The 23864-nt window shown below is 35.7% G+C and carries 17 protein-coding genes and 4 tRNA genes; 9 read left to right on the top strand and 12 right to left on the bottom strand.

From position 1 onward, the window contains the following. Positions 1-122: 122 nt before the first annotated feature. Both AsAng_RS13520 and AsAng_RS13515 read right to left on the bottom strand, forming a co-directional pair. The gene (locus AsAng_RS13520; RefSeq protein ID WP_264793328.1) at positions 123-863 is read right to left on the bottom strand and encodes a LytR/AlgR family response regulator transcription factor; all 741 of its coding nucleotides are present in this window, start codon (positions 861-863) and stop codon (positions 123-125) included. Next, a complete protein-coding gene (locus AsAng_RS13515; protein ID WP_264793327.1) occupies positions 857-3835 on the bottom strand; it encodes a sensor histidine kinase in 2979 nt (992 codons plus the stop codon). The genes AsAng_RS13520 and AsAng_RS13515 overlap by 7 nt, the downstream gene beginning before the upstream one ends. Before the next feature lie 425 nt (positions 3836-4260). On the opposite strand from AsAng_RS13515, the gene AsAng_RS13510 reads away from it, so the two are divergent. Then, positions 4261-6243 carry a carbohydrate binding domain-containing protein gene (locus AsAng_RS13510; protein ID WP_264793326.1) on the top strand — a complete coding sequence of 661 codons (1983 nt, stop codon included), beginning with the start codon at positions 4261-4263 and terminating at the stop codon, positions 6241-6243. A gap of 84 nt (positions 6244-6327) precedes the next feature. Here the strand turns inward: AsAng_RS13510 and AsAng_RS13505 are convergent, their stop codons facing one another. After that, complete coding sequence (locus tag AsAng_RS13505; protein WP_264793325.1) at positions 6328-8571, bottom strand: zinc-dependent metalloprotease; 2244 nt, start codon at positions 8569-8571, stop codon at positions 6328-6330. A gap of 333 nt (positions 8572-8904) precedes the next feature. Between AsAng_RS13505 and AsAng_RS13500 the strand changes: the two genes are divergently transcribed. The 5 genes from AsAng_RS13500 (at position 8905) to AsAng_RS13480 (ending at position 13401) form a co-directional block, all read left to right on the top strand. Beyond that, a complete protein-coding gene (locus AsAng_RS13500) occupies positions 8905-9594 on the top strand; it encodes a hypothetical protein (RefSeq protein WP_264793324.1) in 690 nt (229 codons plus the stop codon). A gap of 7 nt (positions 9595-9601) precedes the next feature. Next, the gene (locus tag AsAng_RS13495; RefSeq protein WP_264793323.1) at positions 9602-10162 is read left to right on the top strand and encodes an RNA polymerase sigma factor; all 561 of its coding nucleotides are present in this window, start codon (positions 9602-9604) and stop codon (positions 10160-10162) included. Further along, complete coding sequence (locus tag AsAng_RS13490; RefSeq protein WP_264793322.1) at positions 10152-11936, top strand: hypothetical protein; 1785 nt, start codon at positions 10152-10154, stop codon at positions 11934-11936. The genes AsAng_RS13495 and AsAng_RS13490 overlap by 11 nt, the downstream gene beginning before the upstream one ends. A gap of 751 nt (positions 11937-12687) precedes the next feature. After that, complete coding sequence (locus AsAng_RS13485) at positions 12688-13029, top strand: hypothetical protein (RefSeq protein ID WP_264793321.1); 342 nt, start codon at positions 12688-12690, stop codon at positions 13027-13029. Between the two features lie 21 nt (positions 13030-13050). Further along, positions 13051-13401 (top strand): phasin family protein, encoded by a 351-nt coding sequence (locus AsAng_RS13480; protein ID WP_264793320.1) that lies wholly within the window; start codon positions 13051-13053, stop codon positions 13399-13401. A 95-nt stretch (positions 13402-13496) separates the two neighbouring features. Here AsAng_RS13480 and AsAng_RS13475 read toward each other — a convergent pair whose 3' ends face one another. The 8 genes from AsAng_RS13475 to AsAng_RS13440 form a co-directional block, all read right to left on the bottom strand. Beyond that, positions 13497-14735, bottom strand: a complete 1239-nt coding sequence (locus tag AsAng_RS13475; protein ID WP_264793319.1) for an RNA polymerase sigma factor — start codon at positions 14733-14735, stop codon at positions 13497-13499. A 60-nt stretch (positions 14736-14795) separates the two neighbouring features. Next, the gene (locus tag AsAng_RS13470; protein ID WP_264793318.1) at positions 14796-15140 is read right to left on the bottom strand and encodes a YciI family protein; all 345 of its coding nucleotides are present in this window, start codon (positions 15138-15140) and stop codon (positions 14796-14798) included. 129 nt (positions 15141-15269) lie between these two features. Beyond that, complete coding sequence (locus AsAng_RS13465; RefSeq protein ID WP_264793317.1) at positions 15270-15986, bottom strand: LytR/AlgR family response regulator transcription factor; 717 nt, start codon at positions 15984-15986, stop codon at positions 15270-15272. A gap of 47 nt (positions 15987-16033) precedes the next feature. Next, on the bottom strand, positions 16034-17116 hold the full coding sequence (locus tag AsAng_RS13460; protein ID WP_264793316.1) for a sensor histidine kinase: 1083 nt from the start codon (positions 17114-17116) through the stop codon (positions 16034-16036). A 192-nt stretch (positions 17117-17308) separates the two neighbouring features. Then, positions 17309-17380: transfer RNA gene (locus AsAng_RS13455), tRNA-Glu, on the bottom strand. A gap of 35 nt (positions 17381-17415) precedes the next feature. Continuing rightward, positions 17416-17490 (bottom strand) — tRNA-Glu (locus tag AsAng_RS13450). Positions 17491-17528: 38 nt separating this feature from the next. Next, positions 17529-17603, bottom strand: a tRNA-Glu gene (locus AsAng_RS13445). A 35-nt stretch (positions 17604-17638) separates the two neighbouring features. Continuing rightward, positions 17639-17713, bottom strand: a tRNA-Glu gene (locus AsAng_RS13440). Positions 17714-17910: 197 nt separating this feature from the next. On the opposite strand from AsAng_RS13440, the gene gap reads away from it, so the two are divergent. Both gap and AsAng_RS13430 read left to right on the top strand, forming a co-directional pair. Continuing rightward, a complete protein-coding gene (gene gap / locus AsAng_RS13435) occupies positions 17911-18900 on the top strand; it encodes a type I glyceraldehyde-3-phosphate dehydrogenase (protein ID WP_264793315.1) in 990 nt (329 codons plus the stop codon). A gap of 193 nt (positions 18901-19093) precedes the next feature. Beyond that, positions 19094-22054 (top strand): M16 family metallopeptidase, encoded by a 2961-nt coding sequence (locus tag AsAng_RS13430; protein ID WP_264793314.1) that lies wholly within the window; start codon positions 19094-19096, stop codon positions 22052-22054. A gap of 98 nt (positions 22055-22152) precedes the next feature. On the opposite strand, the gene AsAng_RS13425 is transcribed toward AsAng_RS13430, so the two are convergent. Further along, complete coding sequence (locus tag AsAng_RS13425; protein ID WP_264793313.1) at positions 22153-23157, bottom strand: isoaspartyl peptidase/L-asparaginase family protein; 1005 nt, start codon at positions 23155-23157, stop codon at positions 22153-22155. Between the two features lie 154 nt (positions 23158-23311). On the opposite strand from AsAng_RS13425, the gene AsAng_RS13420 reads away from it, so the two are divergent. Then, on the top strand, positions 23312-23854 hold the full coding sequence (locus AsAng_RS13420; RefSeq protein ID WP_264793312.1) for a 3'-5' exonuclease: 543 nt from the start codon (positions 23312-23314) through the stop codon (positions 23852-23854). The last annotated feature ends 10 nt before the right edge of the window (positions 23855-23864 follow it).

Raw genomic sequence — 23864 nt, 5'->3', positions numbered from 1 at the left:
TGTAGGGTAAACTACTATTGATAGAAAAAAGTTCACGATTATAAAGAACTTTGTACACTGCCATTTAATTTGACACCCCAAACCTAGCTTGCTGGCTCACTCCTATATCTTATACTAAAAAATTATAACTTCTTCAACTCCTCTAATAATTGACTCTTTTTTCGAGAGGCCAAAGGAACAGTAGATTCATCTTCCATTAAAATATATCCACCATCCTTGCTCATATAACTCTTAATATGTATTAGGTGGATGATATACGATTGGTGGACTCGCATAAATTGGTAGGGAGCTAAAAGCCCTTCAAATTCTTTGAGTGTTTTGGCAGATAAGAGCGTTTTGCCATCAGAGAAATACACTCTTGTATAATTGCGTTCAGAATTGAGCTTTACAATTGTTTGTAGTGGAAATAGATGGATTCCCTCTGAGGTAGCAATGGCTATTTTTTTGTCTCCTTTTGCAGGTGCTAATAAGGACTTGATTCGTTGTTTTAATTGACTGTTTTCAGCCTTTAATATTTTTTGCACAGCCCGTACTAATTCGATGCCCTCAATGGGCTTTAATAAGTAATCAATTGCATTAAAACGAAACGCTTGGATGGCGTGCTCGCTGTAGGCAGTTGTAAAAATAACCTTGATGTTATCGTCATTTATTTGTTCCAATACATTAAACCCAAGACCATCTGTGAGCCGAATATCTAAAAAAATTAATTCGGGTTTTTTTTCATTGATTTCAACAACAGCGGTAGCCACGCTATTCGCTTGACCTATGATTGCTATTTCAGGGCAATTTTCTTTTAATTCGTGTTGCAAGGCATTAATTGCTTGCATTTCATCGTCAATTATAACACATTTATATTTCACCATTCTTCTTTATAAGGTAAAATGAGCATGATCTCTGTTCCTAAGGCTTGGTGCTGCTCATTGTATAAATCATTAATAAAAATAGAAGCCTCTCCTTCACTCTCTTCCTGTATCAACTCTAAACGTCTTTTGGTAATATCAATAGCATTGACCCGATTGGTCTTGCTAAATCTATGTTGCTTGGCCGCTTTTCTTCCGATTCCATTGTCTCGAATAGAGCAATATAGTTGGGAATCTTTTCTTTGTATATTGATTGTTATTTTTCCATTTTTTAGCATGGTTGAAATGCCATGTATGATTGCATTTTCGACAAAAGGCTGTAGCAACATAGAGGGAATGACGACCTCATAGGGGTTAATGGAAGGATCAATAGTGAATGAAAACTCAAAGTTTGTATTGTATTGCAACATCACCAATTTGAGATATAGGTTTAACAACTCTCTTTCTTTGGCTAAGCTGATGGTTCGTTTTTTGTGTTCTAATATAATACGCAGAAGGTGAGAAAATTTGCTGATATAAGTATTAGCCTTTTGAATATCTTTGCTAGAATAATAGCCTTTGATGGTATTTAGTGCATTAAAGATAAAATGGGGATTCATCTGCAATCGAAGCGCTTGTTGCTCTAAGACTCTGAGTTCTCCCTCTAGCTCTGCTTTTTTCTTTTGGTTCAGTATGGTTCGTTGCTCAACTTCATGCTTTTGTTTTAACTTTGTAATTCTAATTTTGAGCAATAGGTAAAATAGAAAGCCTAAGCCCAATAAGATTAGTAGAAAAAAATAAATACTCCTGTGAAAGGGTTGTGCAATTGTAAAGTTGACCTCCAATAACTGACTTTCAATTCCTCTCAAATTAATCGCTTTGAGTTGAAAGGTATAACGACCTGCTGGTAAGGCATCAAAAGAAATGGCTCGATGGGTGGTGGTCGTCCATTTATGAGCCACCCCAATCAATTTATACAAATACTTAATCGCTTTGTTATTTTTGTAAGACAAGGCAGTAAATGCAATTCTTAAATTATTTTGGTGTGGCTTTAGTTCTAAATTGTTAATATTGACTTGAGGAATATTATTGACACGAACTTCATCTATGATTAAAATGGGAGGCGACGAAAGGGGAGCGGATTGAGGAAAATAAGACAAAACTTCGTCTGGTGTAGCAAACAATAAGGTATCATTTGACAAGGCAATATCGACAATTTTTTCATTTTGCAAACCTAACTCAAAAGATATGTCTTGGATTTTGATAGAATCGTTTATCCCAGACAATAAATTGATGCCTTTAGAAGTATTTATCCAAGCTCTTTTTTTCTGATCGACAATACATTTAAAGCAATTCATAGCATTGAGCCCATCAGCAACCCCAATGTTTTGTACAACTTGGTTATTTTTTACCACAAAAACACCTTGTTGGCTGGTTGTTACCAAGAATGTTTGCCAATCATAGTTACAAATTCCTCTAATATCTTCAAGTGATTTTCCTTTAAATTTAATTTCTAGGATTTGGTTGCCCTCCAATTTAAATAGCCCTTTGTATAAGCCTAGCCATACTTGTTTTTGTAGATCTTTATGCAGGTAATTTACCCTATCTTTTATTAAGCGAAATTTAAGCGGAATGCGATTTAACAAGGTACTGTACTTCTCTGTGTGGCTAGGAGGCAATTCTTGAGGAATTTTTAACAAACCAGGATTGCCACCAATTAGGTAATTGCCTTCTTCATCCAAAAGAATTGCTTTTGCAGCAAAAATTAATTGAGGTATTTTGCTAAGATTTTTGTTCTTATTTTTTATTAGACCCAAAATACTACCTCCCAAGCCCCAAACTTTATTTCCCAAGAATGCAATGCGGCGAACTTCATGGTGCTTATACCTACTGAATTCTTTAAAAGTTATGTTTGGCGGGTATCCATAGCCGTATTTGTTTTTGGAAAAACCTAACCAAGTTCTTTGGTCTTGATCAACGGACAGCGAAGAGATTGTCCCTAGTGCTTCGGTTTTATTTTTGGTAGAATAGTGAATATTTAAGTTCGTATTATAATCATAATATACCCCATTGTTTAAGGTGCTAAACCATAATCCTCCTTCAAAGTCTTTGCAAATAGCCGTTACCTTTTTACCACGGAGAACACTAGACAAAATAGTAATAGAACTATCGTTTTTTATTCGGAGGAGATAAGCGCCATCAAATGTCCCTACCCAAACCAAGGAATCAATGGTATGAATCGCTATAATGTCTCGTTTAAAACTAGTTAAGAGTGTATTGGTACCTTTTTTAAGGTCTAAATACCTTAATGTTTTGTAGTTAGAGAATAACCAACCCTCTTTGTAGGAAGCACTTCTCGATAACTCTAGAAAAGAAGGACAGGGGATCTTTTTTAGTGTTTTTAATGCTCCCAAAGAATGAACCTTAAAGGAATCACAATCTCGTAAGGCTGTTAGTATTTTATTATTATAAAGCTGTACTAAATCAGCATTTTTATCTAGTTTAATATCGTGCAGTTGCTTAGTAGTGGAATCTAATTGCAATATCCTTTTTCTAAAATAAGTGAAATAAATGGAGCCTTTATACTCCTGAATGCTTGCAATCAAACTACTTGGATTCTTTACACGCAAAGCGCAATCGAAATTTTCGTTATAGAACTGCCCATTTTTATAATAGCCTAATTTGCCATTAAAAGTGCGAAACCACAAGCGGTCTTGGCTGTCTTCATAAAAGCCAAAAATATCTAAATCAGGTATCCCTTCTTTATTAATAAAGTTTTCTATTTCATAGCCGTTATATCGACAAACACCAAGGTTTGTTCCAAACCAAATGTAACCTTGTTTGTCTTGATAAACAGCATACACCGTGTTGGAGGGGAGGCCTTCAGAAAAAGAAAAATGCTTTAGATAGGGGGATTGTCCTTGAATATTCGATACGCCCAAGAGCATGCATAGACCCCACCATAGTGGCAGACGGGGAATAGATAGAAAGGGCATTATTTGCAGGTAAAATGTGGGTTGCTTATAGGACAGAAGCGATTTTTGCATGTTTTAATCCTTGTTTGGACAGCCTACTTGTTGCAGTAGGTGAAGCTATTGAGTCGTAATATTTAGATTGATAGTTTGTGGAGGTTAAAAGGGGCTGTTATTAGCAAATAACGGGATTAATATTGTTATAAGCAAAAAAATATTAGTTAGAAAAATATAAAATAAAAAATAAAAGTTGTTGATAATGAGTTGGATAAGTTGAGAGGTGCAAAGGATAAACCAATCCATACGAATAACTATTTCTACCAACATTAGTCCTATAAATAGATTATAATAATAAATAAGAGAGAAAAAAATACTTAAATAGGTGAACGAAAAAGAGCCTATTAATGACATCTCTGATACCTCTATTTTTAATTCAAATACAATACATTATGATGTGTAAAAAATCAAAATTTATAATGGCATTGCTGCTGATATTGGGTTGCAGTGTTCAAGCTGTAATGGCGCAAAATTCTACTTTTTGTCCTGGTAATTTTTTTACCAATGGAGATTTTGAAATTGGCGTACCAACGAATGTAAGTAATAATATAACCCTTGCGAGCGGTTGGGACAAGATTTGGGCAGGAAACAGTGAAGCAGATTACTATGATCAATTTAATGCTGCTATTGGTGCGCCGCCTTCTCCCGCATCAGGAGATTATGGTAGTTTATGGATTGATAGCCGAAATCTATCCAATAGTACTTGGCGAGAAGGTATGCTCAATGAGTTGGCTACTCCTGTTCCCTTAAATACAGGTAACTATGCCTTTTCCTTTGACATTGCTTGCTTACATGGTTCTGGTGATGCAGAGATTAGTGTTTATGGTATTTATGATCCTAATTATCCAGGAGGTTATGTATATGCTAATAGCCCAACAGCATCCCATACGCCTCTTAATGTTAATTTATTCTCGGCAAGTGGCTTGCCGCAAGAAATAGTGTTGTTAGGTACCGTACCTGTTCCCAATCAGTGTGATGATACCTATAATAGTATGACTTTTTCTTTTAGTACCAATGGCCTTGCCTTAACAGGAAATATAACGCATATTGCTATTGCATCATCTGATGCTATTATACAAGGAGGCAAATATGTTGCTGTCGATAATTTTTGCATGGTTGTTCAAGACAATGGTCCTGATGGTGATTACTGCTGTGATGGAAATAACCTAGTACAAAATGGTAACTTTGAAGCTGGAAATACTGGTTTTTTGAGTACTTATACGGTTGGAACTTTTCCTGGTGAATATGAAGTAACAACAACCGCAGCAGCTTTTGGTGCTACTGTAGCAGACCATTCTTTTTGTTCAGGCAATTTTCCAAATAACAGTAACTTTATGTTAGTAAATGGAAGAACGCAACAAGCGGGGAGTAACACCATCTGGGGACAACCTATTACAGGGTTAGAAGAAGGAGAACGTTATAAATTCTGTGTCAACTTTAAAAATATGCCGCAATGCACGTTTGATGTATTACCTAAGATTACCCTACAGGCAGGAGGGAGTACGACTACAGCAACAATCTCAACTACTCCTACAGACCCCTGCGATTGGCAATCGGTGGAAATGAATTTTACGGCAACTAGCACTACAGAATTAATCCGTATTATTTTAGATGAAAATGGTAATGGGGATGGAAATGATTTAGCAATTGATGATATTGCTGTCCTTAAATTAGCAAGCCCTGGTCTTAATATCACCGTACAACACCAAGGTAGCAATCAGCAAATTACAGCATCTGTAAACAATATTAGTGTTGCTGATGATAGTATTGCAGGAGATTGTGAATACGCTTGGTTTGTTGCAGAAGTAAATAATGTATCTCCTTTGGGGATTGATATAGGAACATTAGCCAGTGGCAATCAAGCAGGAAATACAGTTGTACCTCCAGGCACTAGTGGTAGCCCTTGGGACTTAACGACTACATTCCCCGATTATGTTTTTGCCCCTAACACTCTTTACGTTATTGGGATTTATCAACGAGAATGCGGTTGTTATGCGAGCGATTTTGCTTATCAACTCACTTATAACTTTGCCGAATCGAATAATGGATTTCAGTTAACTCCTGAGCAAATAGCAAAAATTGTAGAATTAATTGAGCAAGGACATTCCTCAGCAGCAACACTATCCGAGAGAGAAGAAGCACTAAGTATTTATCCCAATCCTACCAATGGGGTATTAGTAGCAACCTTACAAGACGAAGCTATTCAAGGCATTCAAATACGTTCAAGTATCGGCACTTTGATTAAAAATATTTCGCTTAGTGGTCAGAATACAAGAGAAGCGATTGACTTTAATGAACTACCAGCAGGTGCTTATATCATTAGTGTTGTAGGGGTTTCAGAAAAAACATATACCTCTAATTTTATTAAGCAGTAATTAGATTGGATTATAGTATTATGGATAGAAATGAGCCATCTCATTAATGAGATGGCTCAAATTTGAAACGATCATTGGAGTGATCTAGTGCTCTATTACAAAACGTTTGTTGTGTAGCATTTTGTTATTACTTTCGATAACCACAGAATAGACACCCGCAGGTAACTGTTCAATAGACAAGCCAATAACATCTGATTGCCCATTATTGATATTGTGTGTTGTTGTATATTGAACCGCACCAAGCATATTGACCAATTTGATGGTTACTTTATCAGCCGTTTTAAATTGTCTGAAGTTAAGACTCAATTGTTGATCTGCTGGATTTGGGAATACATCTACCTCTGTTTTGCTTGCTGTTTCATCTATCGCATCAATATCAGTAGATAGAGGATCATTGGTTGCATTTTCCCAACCTGGGAATTCGGTAACAACCGAACCTCTTCTTCTGTCTTCATCCGTCATGATAACCATAGGAGTAGGTGTATTGTTACAACCATAGACATAAACATAGTCAATGGCAATACCATCTGTCGTAGCTTTGTAATTATCATACTGTTGGAATCGAATCACAAACTCACTGCTTAGTGTTAAACCATGAGTAGTAGCCAAGGTTGCTAAGTTGAGACTAACAGCAGTCCAAGTATTATAAGTACCTCCTGTTAAATCATGTACTTTAACAAAATTTTCTCCTCCATCATCGGATAAGTAAACACCATCTTGTGTATGCGTTTCATCATTAAATTCTTTCCATCTAAAATAGAGAGTAGGACTAGTACAATTGTCTAAATCAACTCGTAGATCAGCTTGGTTGGTAGCGTAGTTGCCATTGGTATTTACATCCATTACCAAGTGATAAGCACCAGAATATGGACCATTCAAATTGGTTAATTCAGCACGTCCAAATTCATTTGAACTTTGGGTCAACCAATAGTTGTCTAAAATACCAGAGTTGAAGTTGGTAAAGTATGGAATTTTGGCATAACTACTTTCGTTGCAATTGGCTGCATAAACATACATGTAGTCGATGATAAAATCACCAGCACATCCTGTTGTAGGATCTACCAACTCAATTGTAACCTTGCCGTCTTGCGTATGGTTAGAAATATTGTAAATGTATACATAGGTATAGCCAGTGCTACAACTACTTGTATTTAAGGTGAAATCTTTTTGATATTGACCATCAATATGAATTTCACTGTGGCTATTTTGCCAGCCTCCTTTTAACAATAAACGCAATTTGTCGGTACCTGCTGGTACATCAAAATCTACACTAACTGAATTAGGAGCGCTAGAACAACCACCAACTCTTTGTTGTAGAGGGTCTGAGTCACAGTTGTACACGCTAACTAAAGAAGTAGTGCCAGTGGTTGTGTAATTGTGACTGCTAACATCCGAACCAAAGTTAAAGTATCCAACATAGTCGTATGAAAAGCAAGAGCAAGTTAAGTAATTTCTATCATTAACAGCGCTATAACGAATACGAGCAATTTGTCCATTGGTAAAGACCGTTCTACATGATTTTCTGGAATAAGACATGTAATTTGTTGTTTGTGGAGTATAGCTATCGCCATTGGCATCGGTAGCAGTACCTGTATAAACACAAGAGCTATTAACAACACCCGACAAATTAGGATCAGCAGGTGTATCACAAATTTGGTCACCCGCAGTAGAACAGTTAGAACCATTAACAAGTTCATTACCGCCTTGGTGGGTGTGATAAGCAGAGAAATAATGACCAAACTCATGAATAAAAGTACTTCCATTGGTGGTACAGCTGTTCTTCATTACAATTCGATCAGCACCACCTGGGAAATAAGCATAACCACAGTAGAAACTTCCTGCTCCATTCGAAACCGTATTACAGTGGAAAATATTAACCACATTGGCAACTTCATAAGCCGCAGCTAAAGCAGCTTCTTCAGAGGTTTCAAAGTCATAATAAGTATCGCTATTAACATAAGCTTTGCTGCACTCATAGAACTGAATATTAGCAGCAGCATAAGTAGTATTTAATTCATCCATTGCATTTTGTAAATCTGTACTAGAAATACCACCTGTACCATCTGATTTTCTAACAATAATATGACGTACAGGAATGTAAATAGTACCCGCTCGGCTTTGGCTTACATAATTTTGGCGCTCTCTTGCCGTCAAATTCATGTAATTGACCTGACCAGTAGTTGGGTGTGCACCACATTCGTGGTTGGGTTCTCCTTCTGTGTGTTGGTGTATTTGTTGTTGGTAGTTTTCAGGGGTTTGGGCTTGTAGTAAGAGCCCTGAAAATAAGAAACATGGGATTAAGAGGAATAAAAAATTTGTTGTCTTCATGTTTGGAATAATTGTAATTGTGTAGTTGGGGAATGTTGTGAATATAAATCGGGGTTAATTTTGTGACGTCAAGCCAAATGTATATAAATAATTATTTATTTTAAAATGTATAACTAATTATTTTTGAGGCAAGTAAATGCAACAATGTTGCATTAATAATATTAATTATTTATATTCAAAGCATTGTTTTTATAAGAGGTAAAATACCATTTTAAACGCTGCAATTTGTGAGCAATTTCCCTATTATTCGATCGTTGAAAAAAAAGTAAAAAAAATAAAATCCTTTGCAACCTATTAATATTTAAAAGCGTCATAAGGGAAACAAAATTAAAAATGAGACTAAAAATTTTTTGCTTTTTTATTCTTAGTATCTTTGCTTGTTCTAAAGTAAATCAATGGAAACAGCCTACAAAAATCTGTTTTAGTATTGATTTGTTGGATGCAACTATTTTAGATGGAAAATTGACATTTGATGAGGGCTATTTGATGGTGGAGTCTTTCAAATTTGATGGAAAAAGAACCGAAGGAGCAGATGTATATTTTACCAAGCATTATACCGATGAATTTACTGCACCATTAGGGATAGAGCGTTTGGATGAGTTGTCGTTTGATGTGCCTCAGGGCATCTACCAATCCATTGATGTAGAATTGGTTTCTAAAAGCAGCCATACCCCTAATTTAGTCATTAATGGTACCTTTAAAAATAAAATGGGCTTGTTGTACCCCGTCCGTTTTGAATTGGCTAAGACAGAAGTTCTTCACATAACAGGAGAAGATTTGATGGGAAATGACAAAGAAGTGGACTTAGCAAAAATTACCAAGACAAAAGCAACAATATTGTTAGATCCAGCTCAATGGTTTTCTTCTATTCAGGGAGCAAGTCTAGAACAGGCTGAAAAATCACCAGTAGGGGGTCAAAGCACAATTTTAATTACTAAGACAATTAATCAGCAGTTATATGAAGAAGTGGTTGCTAAATTGGAACGGGAGGAGCAGAAGGCTGTTTTTGTAAAGCAAAGCTAATGAAAGGGTGAAAGATAAATTAGATATTAAAAATATTTCAGAAAAGGACTTGGTTCAAAAGTGTATTGCGAATGAGCGTCAATATCAAGAGATGCTTTATCGAAAATATGCGGATCAAATGTATAGTGTTTGTCTTTCTTATAATAATGATGAAGATGAAGCCTGTGATATTTTGCAAGAAGGATTTATTAAGGTATTTCGAAAATTAGAACAGTTTAATTTTGAAAGCTCTTTGAAAAGTTGGATAAGGAGAATTATTATCAATACTGCTTTGGATCATTATCGTAGACAAAAGCGGCATGAAGAAAAATTAGAGTCTTATACTCAGGTCGCCATCAGTCCTCATATTGGAAATGTTTTGGATCAAATTGATGCGCAAGATTTGATTGCCTTGGTCAATGAATTACCTTCAAGAGCTGCTATTGTACTAAAATTATATGCAGTAGAAGGCTACAACCATAAAGAAATTGCCGAAAAATTAGATATAAGCGAAGGAACATCTAAATCTCAGTTGCATAGGGCTAGGGCATTGTTAAAACAATTGCTGAGTAAGAACGATGAAAAATAATTTAGATAAACATATTGATGCTAAAATAAAGTGTTCTTTTGATACTATTCAAGAGAATGCGCCAGCGCATTTGTGGGAAAACATTGCCTCACAAATGGATTTGGAGCAGCGTATCAATGAAACATTGGATCAAAAGATTCAAAATACTTATCTAAATGAACAAAAGAGCAGTGCCCCAACTTTTGTTTGGGGAAAGATAGAAAAAGAACTGGACGATACAAGTCATTTAGATGCAGCGATCGATGAAAAAGTAAAGGATGGATTAAATGCTCAATTAACAAAAGCAGCTCCTACCTTTTTGTGGTCTTCTATCTCTGACGAACTTGAAAATGGAGCCGTTACAGATACCGACCTAGATACTAAGTTAAAAGAGAGTTTCTTACAAGAAGAAACAACTCAAACGCCCAATAAAGTTTGGTTTGCCATCAATAGGCAGTTAAATATTGATAAAACTTGGGACAATATTAGTAAAATTTTGGATGCTAAACCGATTGTTAGTGATTGGAGAAAGCGAATGTTGCGATTTTTAATGACCACAGCTTTATTATTATTATTGCTAAGGATGTGTAACTATAAACCTCATCCAATTCAAAATACTACTTTTGTTGTTAATCAACCTATTGAAACCAATCAAGAAGAACGAACTGGTGTAACAACAGCTACTTGGACGGAGAAAAAGAATGAGTTAAAGAAAAAGAATGCGCTCGTCAATGATCGTGAACAGGTTAAGGGGGAGGAGAGTACAGGGCACACTATTGAAGACGCTGGAGCAGTAAAAATTGAAGGAAAGCACTCTGAGGAACCTACTAAAACAAAAAGAAATATAGAAGCGGTTACAAATCCTGCTAATCAACCATTAAATCGTCAAGAGAACGACTTATTGGATGTTGCAAAGGGGATTCAGCCCAAAGATTTTCTTTTGACTGGGGAGACAGAACCTAAAAATGATTTTAGCGGCGAAAGTCCTAGGACTAAAAATTTAGATTTGGATATAGTTGCTGTGGCAACGGATGATAAGCAGGTTGCAGCATCTAAAATCAACTGGGCTGTTTTGGATGCTTTAAAAATAGGAGCATTGGCTTCTGATCATAAGACAGAGCCCATTCAATTATTAGAAGCAGTTGAAATAAAGAGAGCGCCAAAGAAGAATTTGGTAGAAGGCAAACTTGCAGCGGGCGCCTTTATTGTGGTTAACTCTACAATGTTACTCAATAACGAAACCAGAGAGGGGTTTGATAAGAATAGTTTGACAACGAATTATTTTGGCTTGGCAGCCAATTATGGTCTTTGGGCATCTTATAAGATAATCCCTAAAGGTGCTTTAGTGGCAGAGTTTTCTATCAATGCAGATAATAAGCAGGCTTATGGGAGTTATGAAAAAGGCATTTTTTATATCAAGGAATGGGTTATGAAATACAATCGTATTTCTTTGGCTTATCAGCATGATTTGTGGAGTACGAATAGCGATCAATTATTTAATACTAAGCTAGTTGCTCAAGCAGGGATTTATGTGGGAGTACTGAGGGAGGCCAAATTATTTTATGATGGAGTTTTGATGTTTGACAAACTGGCGGATTTTCATCAATTTGATTTTGGCTTCAAAGTTGCAATAGGGCAAGAGATCTTGGTGGATAAGTTTGTTATTGGCTATGGCTTAAGATCTGATATTGGTGCATCAAATATTTTTAGAGGAAATACCAGCCTTAGAGGGCAAGAAAATCAAACTAATATTATTCATCTGGGGGGATATCTTATTTTGGGCTATAGATTTTAAAATTGGATTTCTTTTCTTTGCAAATAGTTTGAAAAAACAAAACTTTAACATAACTTTAAGAAAAATGTAGAATATAAAAGAAACTTGATTTTTAGTTTAAACGTTTAAGCATATAGGTGGAAAGATTGACTACCTTTTCACCTTGCTTATTGCAAGTTTTTCATAAGATAATAGGTTTGTAATTTAGCAATTTTTGTACTGTTTTTTCAGAGGCTTCTCATTGCAAGGGGGGGCCTCTTTTCTTTTTATGCTTAGCACAAATGATTTTCTTTTATAGTAATTTGTTGAGACTGCTAAGTATAAATTCTATTTTATCTTGCCTTTTTTATTTTTACTTTAGTTTGTTTAAACTATTCTAGTTGCAATAGTTCAGATGAAATGCCAAAATTGCCTTTCGACAAGCTGTCAGTTCCAAAATGTCATATAAATTGAACTATTATTAAAGTTATAGTTTAAAATAAAATAATTTTCAGAACTTGATTTTGTAGATTATTTAATAAAAGTGAAGAAAATGTAATTTAGTTTAGTTGATCTAATTTTTTTTATTTAAAAATCAGAAAAGAAGCGATATAATATTTATTATCTAAAATTGCAAAATCGGGTTGTAAACTCCAAAAAAAATGTAGTACATTTGTTGTGAATTTAAGATTCAAACCAAGATAATCATCAACAATCAATCACTTGGGATGATAAAAGAGAAGTTATTTTTTTATCATCCCTTCTTTTAACAAATTTAAACTATCAATTAAAAATGGCAATCACAAACATGATCACGGACACCGTAAAAGATGTTTTTGCTTTAAGTAAAAATATTGCTAAAGTCGTAAAAGAAGAAGTAATTGGATTTGAAGGTTCAAATAACTACGATTATGATTATAACGAAGGAGTAGATACTAAATCGTTGTTTAAGTATTTTGACAACTTTGAGTCTAAAGCTAAAGAAGTTATTGGTACTGCATTTTCTGGTTTTACAACTTCTAAATCAGAAGAACAAGCAGAATTGGAAGAGCGTATTGCTGCACTAGAAGCAAAATTAAGCAAACTAGTAGAAGAAAGTCTAGAAGCACTTCGCAAAGAAGATGCTGGTATTTAGGAATATAGACAAGCAATAAAAATGGAAAATCTAATTAAGAAGGTCCTGTATACAGGAGTTGGGATTGTTGCTGCAACTACAGAACGCCTACAGAATTCTATTGATGAATTGGTAGAAAAGGGAAAAATTTCTGAAGAAGAAGGTAAGAAAGTAGTCGATGATGTTGTTAAAAACGCAGAAACACAACGCCCTCAATTCGAAAATAGATTTAAAAAAATAGTAGATTCAGCTTTTGACAAAATGAATTTGCCTCAAAGTGATGCCTTTTCTAAAATGGAAAAGCGAATTAAATCATTGGAGGTGAAGGTTGGGCTTTTGGCAAAAGAAGTAGAACGCCAAAAAGCTGAACGAAAGGAAGCTGAAAAAAAATGATCTCATTAAGAATGTAAATTAATGATACATTAAAGAATTAAGTAGTTTTTTTTGGGTAAGTTTTTATAGAAGGTCTGCTGGAGAGCAGACCTTTTTTAGTCTACCCGAACAGCTTTTATCTTTTTGAGTAACACCTTGCGATCATTTTCAGTTTTGGCAAATGCCAAGGTCAATTGTAAATACTCTAACTGTTTTTGGGGATCTAAATCCTTATAAAGTTCAGCCAATAAAGCGTAATATAAATGGTTGTCTTTTAGGTCAATTTTTAGCGCCTCTTGAATTGCTTCTGAGCAACTGTTGGTTTGGGATAGGGCATAGGTGCGATTTAGGGCAGCAATTGGGGAGTACGCTATCTGTAGCAGCTGATTGTACAATTGTAAGATTGCTTCCCATTTTTCTTTTGCAGGAGTCGTCACATTGGTATGCCAATAGGCTATGGCTGCTTCTAAATGATATTTGGTAACCATGTTTTTTTGTGCGGATAAGTTCAAATAATAATTGCCTTTAGCAATTAATTCTTTATCCCAAATGTTTTGATCTTGGTGAGCATACAAAATAGGCTCATTTAGATGATTGGTTCTTGCGTCAAACCTAGAGGCTTGAAAACAAAATAAGGCCATGAGTGCATTGGTTTGGGGTTGATTAGTGGGGGGATACTTTAGTAAGTTATAGAGGAGCTGCATAGCTTCTAAGCAAATATCTTTTTGTAGTGTTTTTTGTGCTGTTTTGGAGTAGTATCCTTCATTAAACAGTAAGTAAAGGATGGATAGAATATTGGGCAGCCTATTTTCTATTTCGTGGGGGAGTGGGAACGATAAATCAATATTTTGTTGTCTTAATTTTTGTTTGCCTCTGTGCAGTCTTTTATTAATGGTTGCTTTGTTGGTCAAAAAAGCGTTGGCAATTTCATGAACGCCAAATCCACACAAAATTTTTAATGCTAAAGCAATTTGGGATGTGGTAGAGATGGCTGGATTACAGAGCGCAAATAGCATTTGAATTTGACCATCCAATATATTTTGTTCTGATAGATCGAGCTGAAAAGTAGCCGACGTTATCGGTTGATCTTTTAAGTCTGGGGTTATTTTGTGTTTAAAAACCTGATTTCTTTTGAGTATATCTTTGGTTTTATTTTGAGCAACCGCATATAACCAAGCTGTAGGATTGGGGGGAATTCCTTTTAGTCCCCAAGTTTCTGTAGCAATCAAAAACGTTTCTGCGACAATATCCTCAGCCAGTTGTATATTGGCTAAACCAAACTTTTTGCAAAGAACCGTTACGATCTTGCTGAATTCATTTCTAAATAGATGTGGAATTAAGTGTTGTTTGTTCATTATCAAAGAGCATAAAGCCTGCAATACAGGCTTTATTAAAAAATAGGATAGGACAGCTAATTATAGCGTAATGGACATAATATCTCTGACTTCTACATTGCCCCCAATGTCTAATACAGGACAATTTTTCGCTAATTCTAATGCTTCATCAATCGTATTGGATTTGACGATAATATACCCCCCTATAATTTCTTTAATTTCTGTATAAGGACCATCTGTAATAACGTTATTGGGGTTTAATGTTTTGCCCTCAAAGCCCAATCGGTTGGTTCCTACAAATTTTCCTTGTGCTGCAATGCCTCCAATCCAATCCTGCCATTTTTTTACATTAGCTTGGAGCTGCTCAGGAGATGGCTTGATGTTAGGATTGTAATCATTTCTAAAAATCATCATAAACTCTTTCATTTCTATTTCATTTTGAGTATTAATTATTGAATCTATTACAACCTTATATCGATCGAGCTTTATTAAATAGGACAAATCCTATTCAATTTTTTTTGCCCTACCTTAAACGCCTCGGATTGGGATTATTTTTTATTTAAACAGCTTTTCTAGAATTACTTTTTTGTACGTTTTCCCAATGGGCAATTCTAAGGGGACTTTTAAGACTAAATGACCATTTTGGTAGCTTTGAATTTGATGAAGAGAGACAATATAAGAGCGATGGATGCGAATAAATTGGTTGCTGGGCAATTCTGATTCTAATCGTTTCATGGAGTTGAGTTCTATAATTTTGCCCTTAGAGGTATGATAACGAACGTATTCTTTTAACGATTCAATATAAATAATATCTTGGAGTAAAATTTTATGATGCTTATGTTCAGAATGCACCATGATAAATTGCTCTTTTTGCTCCTGTTGGCGATCAAATTCTTCTGCTTTATAGGCTATCTTGAAATTTTTTAATGCTTTTTGTACAGACTGCCTAAATCGATCAAAAGAAATAGGTTTTAGTAGGTAATCAATGACCTCTAACTCAAAACCCTGTATGGCATAATTAGGGTAGGCGGTTGTAAAAATAACATTAGGCTTGTTGTTGCCCAATTGATTTAAAAAATCAATTCCCGATTGTTGAGGCATTTGAATATCCAAGAACATCAAATCAATTGGATTGGTTTGAAGTATTGTTTGTGCTTCAAAGGAAGATTTACAAAGCTGCACCAATTCCAGCTCAGGGATTTTGCTTATATACGCCTCTAACATCTCTCTAGCTAGCTGTTCATCGTCTACAACAAGGCATTTTATAGTCATATTAAATCAGTTTTATGGCCTGTATTACAGACCTATTCTTAAATTAATCAATGCTGGATAATTAGCTGTATTTGAAAATCATGAAGTGTTTTTTTGATGTGCAGCTGATGTTTGTTTTTATACAATAGCTCCAATCGTTTTCTCACATTTTCTATTCCAATTCCCATATATTCATCAGGAACGTCTTCTTGGGTGTTGGAGGTAGAAAGATTATTTTGAATTTCAAATATTAATTTATTGGGGGTATTTTTGAGGTGGATTTTGACCCATCTTCTAATAGAGCCATTATGGTCATAGCTGTGTTTAAAAGCATTTTCTACAAAGGGAATCAAAAGCATTGGTTCTATCTGCAAGTTACTATGGTTATCTTCTATTGTTAAATCAATATCTTGAAAATTTTGATCTCGCCACTTCTGAAAATAAATGTAATTGTTGAGGTAATCAATTTCTTTGTGGATAGAAACCTTTTCATTTTGACAGTCATAGGTTACATAACGGAGCATATCAGACAATTTTAGGACAAACTCGCCTGCCTTCTCTGGTTTTAGTTGTACAATAGCATATAAATTATTCATGGCATTGAACAAAAAGTGTGGGTTCATTTGGCTACGCAATAGCTTTAGCTCATTTTTTAGGTTGGCTGCTTTTAATTTTATTTCTTGGCGGTCTCGCTGCATAAATTCAATCGCCAAACCATAAAGAGAACTCACAAAAAGTGTAAAAATAACGATCAAGCCAATAATAGAGCGAGGAAAACTAGAGTCGCTTCTCTCTATGTCAATGATTTCTCCATGCTGCCGTGCTTCTATGACTAACGAAACTTCGATATTGGTGAGGGTATTAACGAACTCAAAAAGAAATTCGAAAGCAAATAAGGTAATAGGAATGATAAGGCTATAAGCCAAAAAGGGATAGTACCAGACAAAATTCTTTCGTCTAAAGAGCTGTTTGATGATAAAAAGATTATTGCCATAAGCAACCATAAGAATACAACTAATGGGGATAACGGTTCGAACAATAGCTACAGAAATTCCAAATAATTGTGTATTAAAGTAAAACGGAGAAGCAGCCAATAATAACCAAAATGTTATATGAGCGAAAATGAGTCCGATATTATTTTTATAATCCATAAAATATTGAGCTAGTGTAAAATAATACGAGTAAGCTAGGAATTGATGTTAGAGATTATCCCAAAAAGTTAGGGGTAAAAATAAAAGAAGTGTTCAGACAAAAGAAATAGTGCTGTGAAAATTTAGAAAAGGAGAGTGCTTAGATAGATCCTTAAAACAAAAAAGAGCATCCTGTTACAGAATGCTCTTGAGTAGTCCATAGGGGAATCGAACCCCTCTTACCAGGATGAAAACCTGGCGTCCTAGCCGATAGACGAATGGACCAAAATGAATCTTTTATTCATTGATAGAATATGTATTGGTAGTCCATAGGGGAATCGAACCCCTCTTACCAGGATGAAAACCTGGCGTCCTAGCCGATAGACGAATGGACCAAAAATGAATCTTAAATTCATTAATTATAATATGTATTTGGTAGTCCATAGGGGAATCGAACCCCTCTTACCAGGATGAAAACCTGGCGTCCTAGCCGATAGACGAATGGACCAAAATGAATCTTTTATTCATTAATAGAATATGTATTGGTAGTCCATAGGGGAATCGAACCCCTCTTACCAGGATGAAAACCTGGCGTCCTAGCCGATAGACGAATGGACCAAAATAATAACCCGCCGATTATTGCTGTGCAAATATAAAGCGGTTTTTTCATATCACCAAAAAAAAATAAAAACTTTTTGCTATCTTTCTAATTCAATTTTGAAGATTAATGTTGAATAGTTAACGTTGGTAATGCAAAAATGGTTCAAAATCAATGTTTTTTATTTTACGTATTAAGAAAATAAAAATAAATCAAGATGGCAAAAAAAATTGCGATAAATGGATTTGGTCGTATTGGACGACTAACTTTAAGGAACTTAATTAATAGAAAGGATGTCGAAATAGTAGGAATTAATGATTTGACAGATACTGCTACTTTGGCTCATTTATTTGAATATGATTCTTCCCATCGTCGTTTTGAGGGGACAGTTAATGTGGCTGATGACAATTTAGTCATTAATGGTAAAACAATTCCGACTTTTTCTATGAGAAATCCAGCGGAGCTTCCTTGGGCAGATTTGGAGGTGGATGTTGTTTTGGAGTGTACGGGCTTTTTTAGAAAGAAAGAACAAGCTATGTTACACATAACAGCAGGAGCCAAAAAAGTTTTATTGTCTGCACCTGCCAAGAGTGAAGGGGTACCAACAATTGTAAAAGGAGTAAATGATCACCTATTAACAGGGGAAGATTTAATTGTCTCTAACGCATCCTGTACCACCAACTGCTTGGCTCCTTTAGTGAAAATTATAGACGACAACTGGGGGCTCCAATATGGTTTTATGAGTACAGTTCATGCTTATACTGCCAACCAAAAATTGCAAGATGCACCACACAAAGATTTGAGACGAGCAAGAGCAGCAGCAGTTAATATGATTCCTACTACTACAGGAGCTGCCAATGCTTTGGCATTAGTCTTACCTGAACTAAAAGGTAAAATTAGTGCTTCTAGTATTCGTGTACCTGTTCCAACAGGCTCTTTGGTTGAATTAATGTGTGTGTTGGACAAAAAAGTAGATGTTGCTACCGTAAATAGTAAGTTTAAGGCAGCTTCAGAAGCAGAACTTAAAGGTATTTTGGAATATTCTGAAAAACCATTGGTTTCTACTGACATCGTTTCTAGTCCCTATTCCAGCATTTTTGATGCTCCTTTGACAACAGTACACAATGGCATGTTAAAAGTAACCGCTTGGTATGATAATGAGGCTGGCTATTCGGCTCGTTTAGCAGAATTGGCTTTGATGATTTAAAAGACGCTGTTAGAACAGCAAAGAGTTAAAAATATCTTTTTACACAGATGTTCCTAGGTTTTGATAAAATTTAGGAACATCTGTGTTTTTATTTTTTTACAACTTCGTGAAAAGCCACCAGAGGTTTTGATTCAAAGCACAAGATATTTTACTAATTTTGCCGACCGACTTACTTATGATAAAAAACTGAATTATGAATATTAAACAAATAGGATTATTAGCACTGCTTCTTTCTTGGGTGGGAATGTCTTGTAACAGAAATATGCAAACAAAACAAAATGAAGATGGCACTTATGCCTTCGAAGAGGTTGATGGAGATCCAATGGGGGTAAAAATATATACTTTGGCAAATGGTCTTAAAGTATATATGAGTGTTTATAAGGATGCCCCTAGAATACAGACGATGATTGCAACAAGAGCAGGCTCTAAAAATGATCCTGCGGATGCCACTGGCTTAGCTCATTATTTGGAGCATATGTTGTTTAAGGGGACTAGCAAAATTGCTTCTTTAGATTGGGAAAAAGAAAAAGTATTGCTCAAGCAAATTTCTAATTTGTACGAGAAACATAGGAGTGCTACTCCTGATGAACGAGCGGCTATCTATCATCAAATTGATTCTTTATCGGGCTTGGCCGCTCAGTATGTGGCAGCCAATGAATATGACAAAATGGTTTCTTCGCTAGGAGCAGAGGGAACAAATGCTTTTACTTCTTTGGATCGAACGGTTTACATCAACGATATTCCTTCTAATGAAATTGAAAAATGGCTAAAGTTAGAATCTGAACGATTCAATGAGTTGGTTTTGCGTTTGTTTCATACCGAATTGGAGGCGGTTTATGAGGAGTATAATATTGCACAAGGAAAAGATGGACGAAAGGTGTTTGCTGCTTTTATGAAGGGGCTATTGCCCAATCATCCTTACGGAACGCAAACAACGATTGGAACAGGGGAGCATTTGAAAACGCCCTCTATGAAAAAAATTCACGATTATTTTAATACCTACTATGTACCCAACAATATGTCCATTATTCTTTCGGGAGATTTTGACCCCAATGAAATGGTAAAAATGATTGAAAAATATTGGGGAAATTTTAAAAGTAAAAGGGTTCCTCAATGGAAAAAGCCTGCTGCAACAACCTTGACACAAACCAAGTCTATTGATATTTTTGGCAAAGAAAAATCAAATATGCAGGTAGGTTGGCTACTCGATGGAGCAGGATCAGACGATGCCTTAAAAGCACAATTGGCAGCAGGAATTTTATACAATAGAAAAGCGGGTTTGATTGATATGAACTTGTTGCAAAAGCAAGTCATCGGACAACGTAGTGCTGCTGGTGCTTGGGCGGCCAATGATTATTCTTTCTTTTATCTTTATGGAGAACCTAGAAAGGGGCAAAACTTGGATGCTGTTAAGGATTATATGTACAAGGAATTGGAGCGAATCAAATTGGGAGAGTTTGAAGATTGGATGTTAGAAGCGGTTATTAATAATCTTGAAATTCAAGAAATTCGTAAGTTAGAATCAAACTCTGGACGTGCTTTTAGTATGTTAGATGCCTTTATCTTTAACCATTCTTGGGCAGATGCTTGCCAAAAATATAAACGAATGCGTGCGTTTAGTAAACAAGATATCGTTGATTTTGTAACGGCAAAATTCAAAAAGGATAATTGTGTAGTCGTTTACAAAAGGGAAGGGACTGACAACAATGTGCAAAAAGTGGACAAGCCTCAGATCACTCCCGTTAGTCTCAATAGAGAGGTGGAATCTATTTTTAGAGCAGGATTTGACAAAATACAATCTCCTAGACAGCAACCTGTCTTTTTGGATTATAATGGGTCTATAACAAACCAAAAACTAAAAACAGGTGTTGAGATGGATTACATTAAAAATCACGACAATGAGACATTTGAGTTGGCTTATATTATAGAAATGGGAAGCAACAGCGATAATGTATTGCCAATTGCTTTGCGTTATCTTAAGTTTTTGGGGACGGATAAATACACCGCTCAGGAATTGCAACAAGAATTCTTCAAATTAGGCTTGTCTTTTAATGTAAGTGTAAGGTCTGATGTTTCCTATGTTACCTTAGTTGGGTTGGATCGCTCTTTTGAAAAAGGAGTGGAGTTGTTTGAGCATATTTTAGCCTATGCTGCTGCCAATGAGGATGCGCTAAAGAAGATGGTGGGAGACTTGAAGAAAAACCGTATGGATGCGAAAAAAGATAAACGCAAAATTTTGCAACAAGCAATGTTGAGTTATGCGTATTATGGTTATAATTCTCCGTTTAAAGCCCGTTTAAATACTTCTGCATTAGATGTCTTAACGACCAATGATTTAATTAAACGCATCAAGAGATTAACCAGTTATGAGCACAAAATCTTTTATTATGGCTCAAAAACTAAGGAGGATGTTACTGCTATTCTAGATCAGCATCACAACGTTCCTGCAACTCCTAAGCCTGTTGAACCTGCTCGTCGATTTGTACAATTGCCAACGGATGAAAACAAAGTGGTTTTTGTAGATTATAAAGGGATGCCACAGGTCGAAATTTTGATGATTTCTAAGGGAATAACTAGCTTTGATTTAGAAGAAAATACCTTGTCTCGTTTGTATAACGAATACTTTGGTGCAGGCTTGTCCTCTATTGTTTTTCAAGAAATAAGAGAATCTAGAGCTTTGGCTTATTCTGCTTATGTGTTTAATTCTTCTCCTAGCAAAAAGGATAAAGCACATTATTTAAGAGCATTTATTGGGACACAAGCAGATAAATTGAAAGAAGCAATTCCTGCTATGACTGGAATTATTCAAGAGATGCCCATGTCGAACGATCAAGTTATGAATGCTGTAGATGCTATTCTCAAAAAAATAGAATCGGAGCGTATCACTGGAGCTGAAATCTTTTGGGATCGCCGAGGAAATGCTCAATTGGGATTAGATAAAGATATTCGAGCCGATGAATATCAACAATTCAAAGCTTTGGCTAAGAGTGAAACCGCAGTAATAGAAGCCCTTAAAGGCTTTCATGCTGACAAAATCAAAGGTCGAAAATTTACTTTTTTGGTTCTAGGGGATAAGGACAAACTAGATATGGATTATTTGAAGTCTTTAGGAAAATTAGAGGAGCTAAGTTTAGAACAAGTTTTTGGATATTAATATGGTCTAACAAACGGAATTGAAGGAGCCCAATTAAACACTTATCTGTCAAGTGCTTAATTGGGCTCTTTTCTATTGGAGCGGATGCACTGAATTAATTACCATTCTCTAGTAAATGGGGTGTCAATCAATTCATTTTTGTCTTGCGTTCTATAAGCATAATTAAAGCCATTGTAAATTGCAAAGCCTCCTGCCTCACCATTTTTGTTGAGAGCTAAAAAACCAACCTGCTGCCCTTCTACGGATTTATGTTTGGATATAACCCTCTGAACGGCCATTTCACAAGCTTTTTGCGGAGAGTGACCTTGGCGCATAAGTTCAACGACCAAGTGACTGCCAACGACTCGAATCACCATTTCTCCAACACCAGTAGCGCAGGCACCACCCACTTCGTTATCAACAAATAAAGAAGCCCCGATAATAGGCGAATCTCCAACACGTCCGTGCATCTTGTACCCTAAACCACTTGTGGTACAAGCACCAGAAATGTTTCCAGCTTTATCAATTGCCAGCATACTAATGGTGTCGTGATTTTCGATATTAACAGGAGTGGTATAATTAGAGGTCTTTTTCCATTCCAGCCAAGCTTCTTTTGACTTTTCAGTTAATAAATTTTTACGTTGAAATCCTTCTTGAAGCGCAAAATCTTGAGCACCTTTCCCAACTAACATAACATGTGGGGTTTTTTCCATCACTAGACGAGCAACAGCAATTGGGTTTTCAATTTCTTGTAAAAAAGCAACTGAACCACAGGCTCCTTCATGATCCATAATGCAAGCATCTAAGGTAACATGTCCATCTCTATCGGGAGTTCCTCCAATTCCTACAGATGTATTTTCAGGATCAGATTCTGAAACCATCACCCCTTTTTCTACGGCATCTAATGCGGTTCCTCCTTTTTCTAAAATTTGCCAAGCTGCTGCATTAGCCTCCATTCCATGTTTCCAAGTAGATACCACAATTGGTTGGATAGGAGTAGGTGGCGTTGTCGTTTCTTTGTCTATAGACGGAGTGGTAGTCGGTGCGTTGTTGCAAGAGATACCTAATAAACTAGTTCCTCCTGTAAGTCCTAATAATTTTAAAAAATTACGTCTTATCATCATGATGTGTCAAAATTTTTAGTATAAAAATGGGGGATACATTCAATGTAATAAAATTTCGAAAGATTAGATGGTTTGTTACCATTAATTTGGTATAATAGAGCGATTTGTTAGAGTGATAAGACAGTTGATGTATAAAACCTTAAAAAAATAAAGAATGAATTATATTATATTAGACTTAGAAGCTACCTGTTGGAGCAAAAAAGGATCTTTTACCAATGAAATTATAGAAATAGGAGCTGTTTGCATCAATCAACGGCAAGCATTAATTGGGGAGTATAATAGTTTTGTAAAACCTAAGTTATACCCTGAATTGTCAGACTTTTGCAAAGAATTGACGACCATCAAGCAAGAGGAGGTAGATGCCGCAGAAACTTTTCCTGTTGTTTTGGATGATTTTTTGGAGTGGATTGAATCATTTGGAGGAGAATATTGGCTTTGCTCTTGGGGTTTTTATGATCGTTCCCAATTTAAAAAAGATTGCGAATTACACGGCTTGGATACCACTTGGTTAAGACAACACATCAGCTTAAAACATCAGTATGCAGATATCTATAACTTGTCTCGACCACTAGGTATGAAGGGGGCTTTAAATAGAGAGCAAATCCAAATGGAAGGAACACACCATAGAGGAATTGATGATGCCAAAAACATTGCAAAAATTTTCTTGAATAATTTTGATTACTGGACCTTGGCGTAATTAGGAATTG

Source organism: Aureispira anguillae (genome assembly GCF_026000115.1).
Taxonomy (GTDB): domain Bacteria; phylum Bacteroidota; class Bacteroidia; order Chitinophagales; family Saprospiraceae; genus Aureispira; species Aureispira anguillae.
The sequence above is the reverse complement of the archived record's forward strand: the minus strand, read 5'-3'. Positions and strand labels throughout refer to the sequence as shown.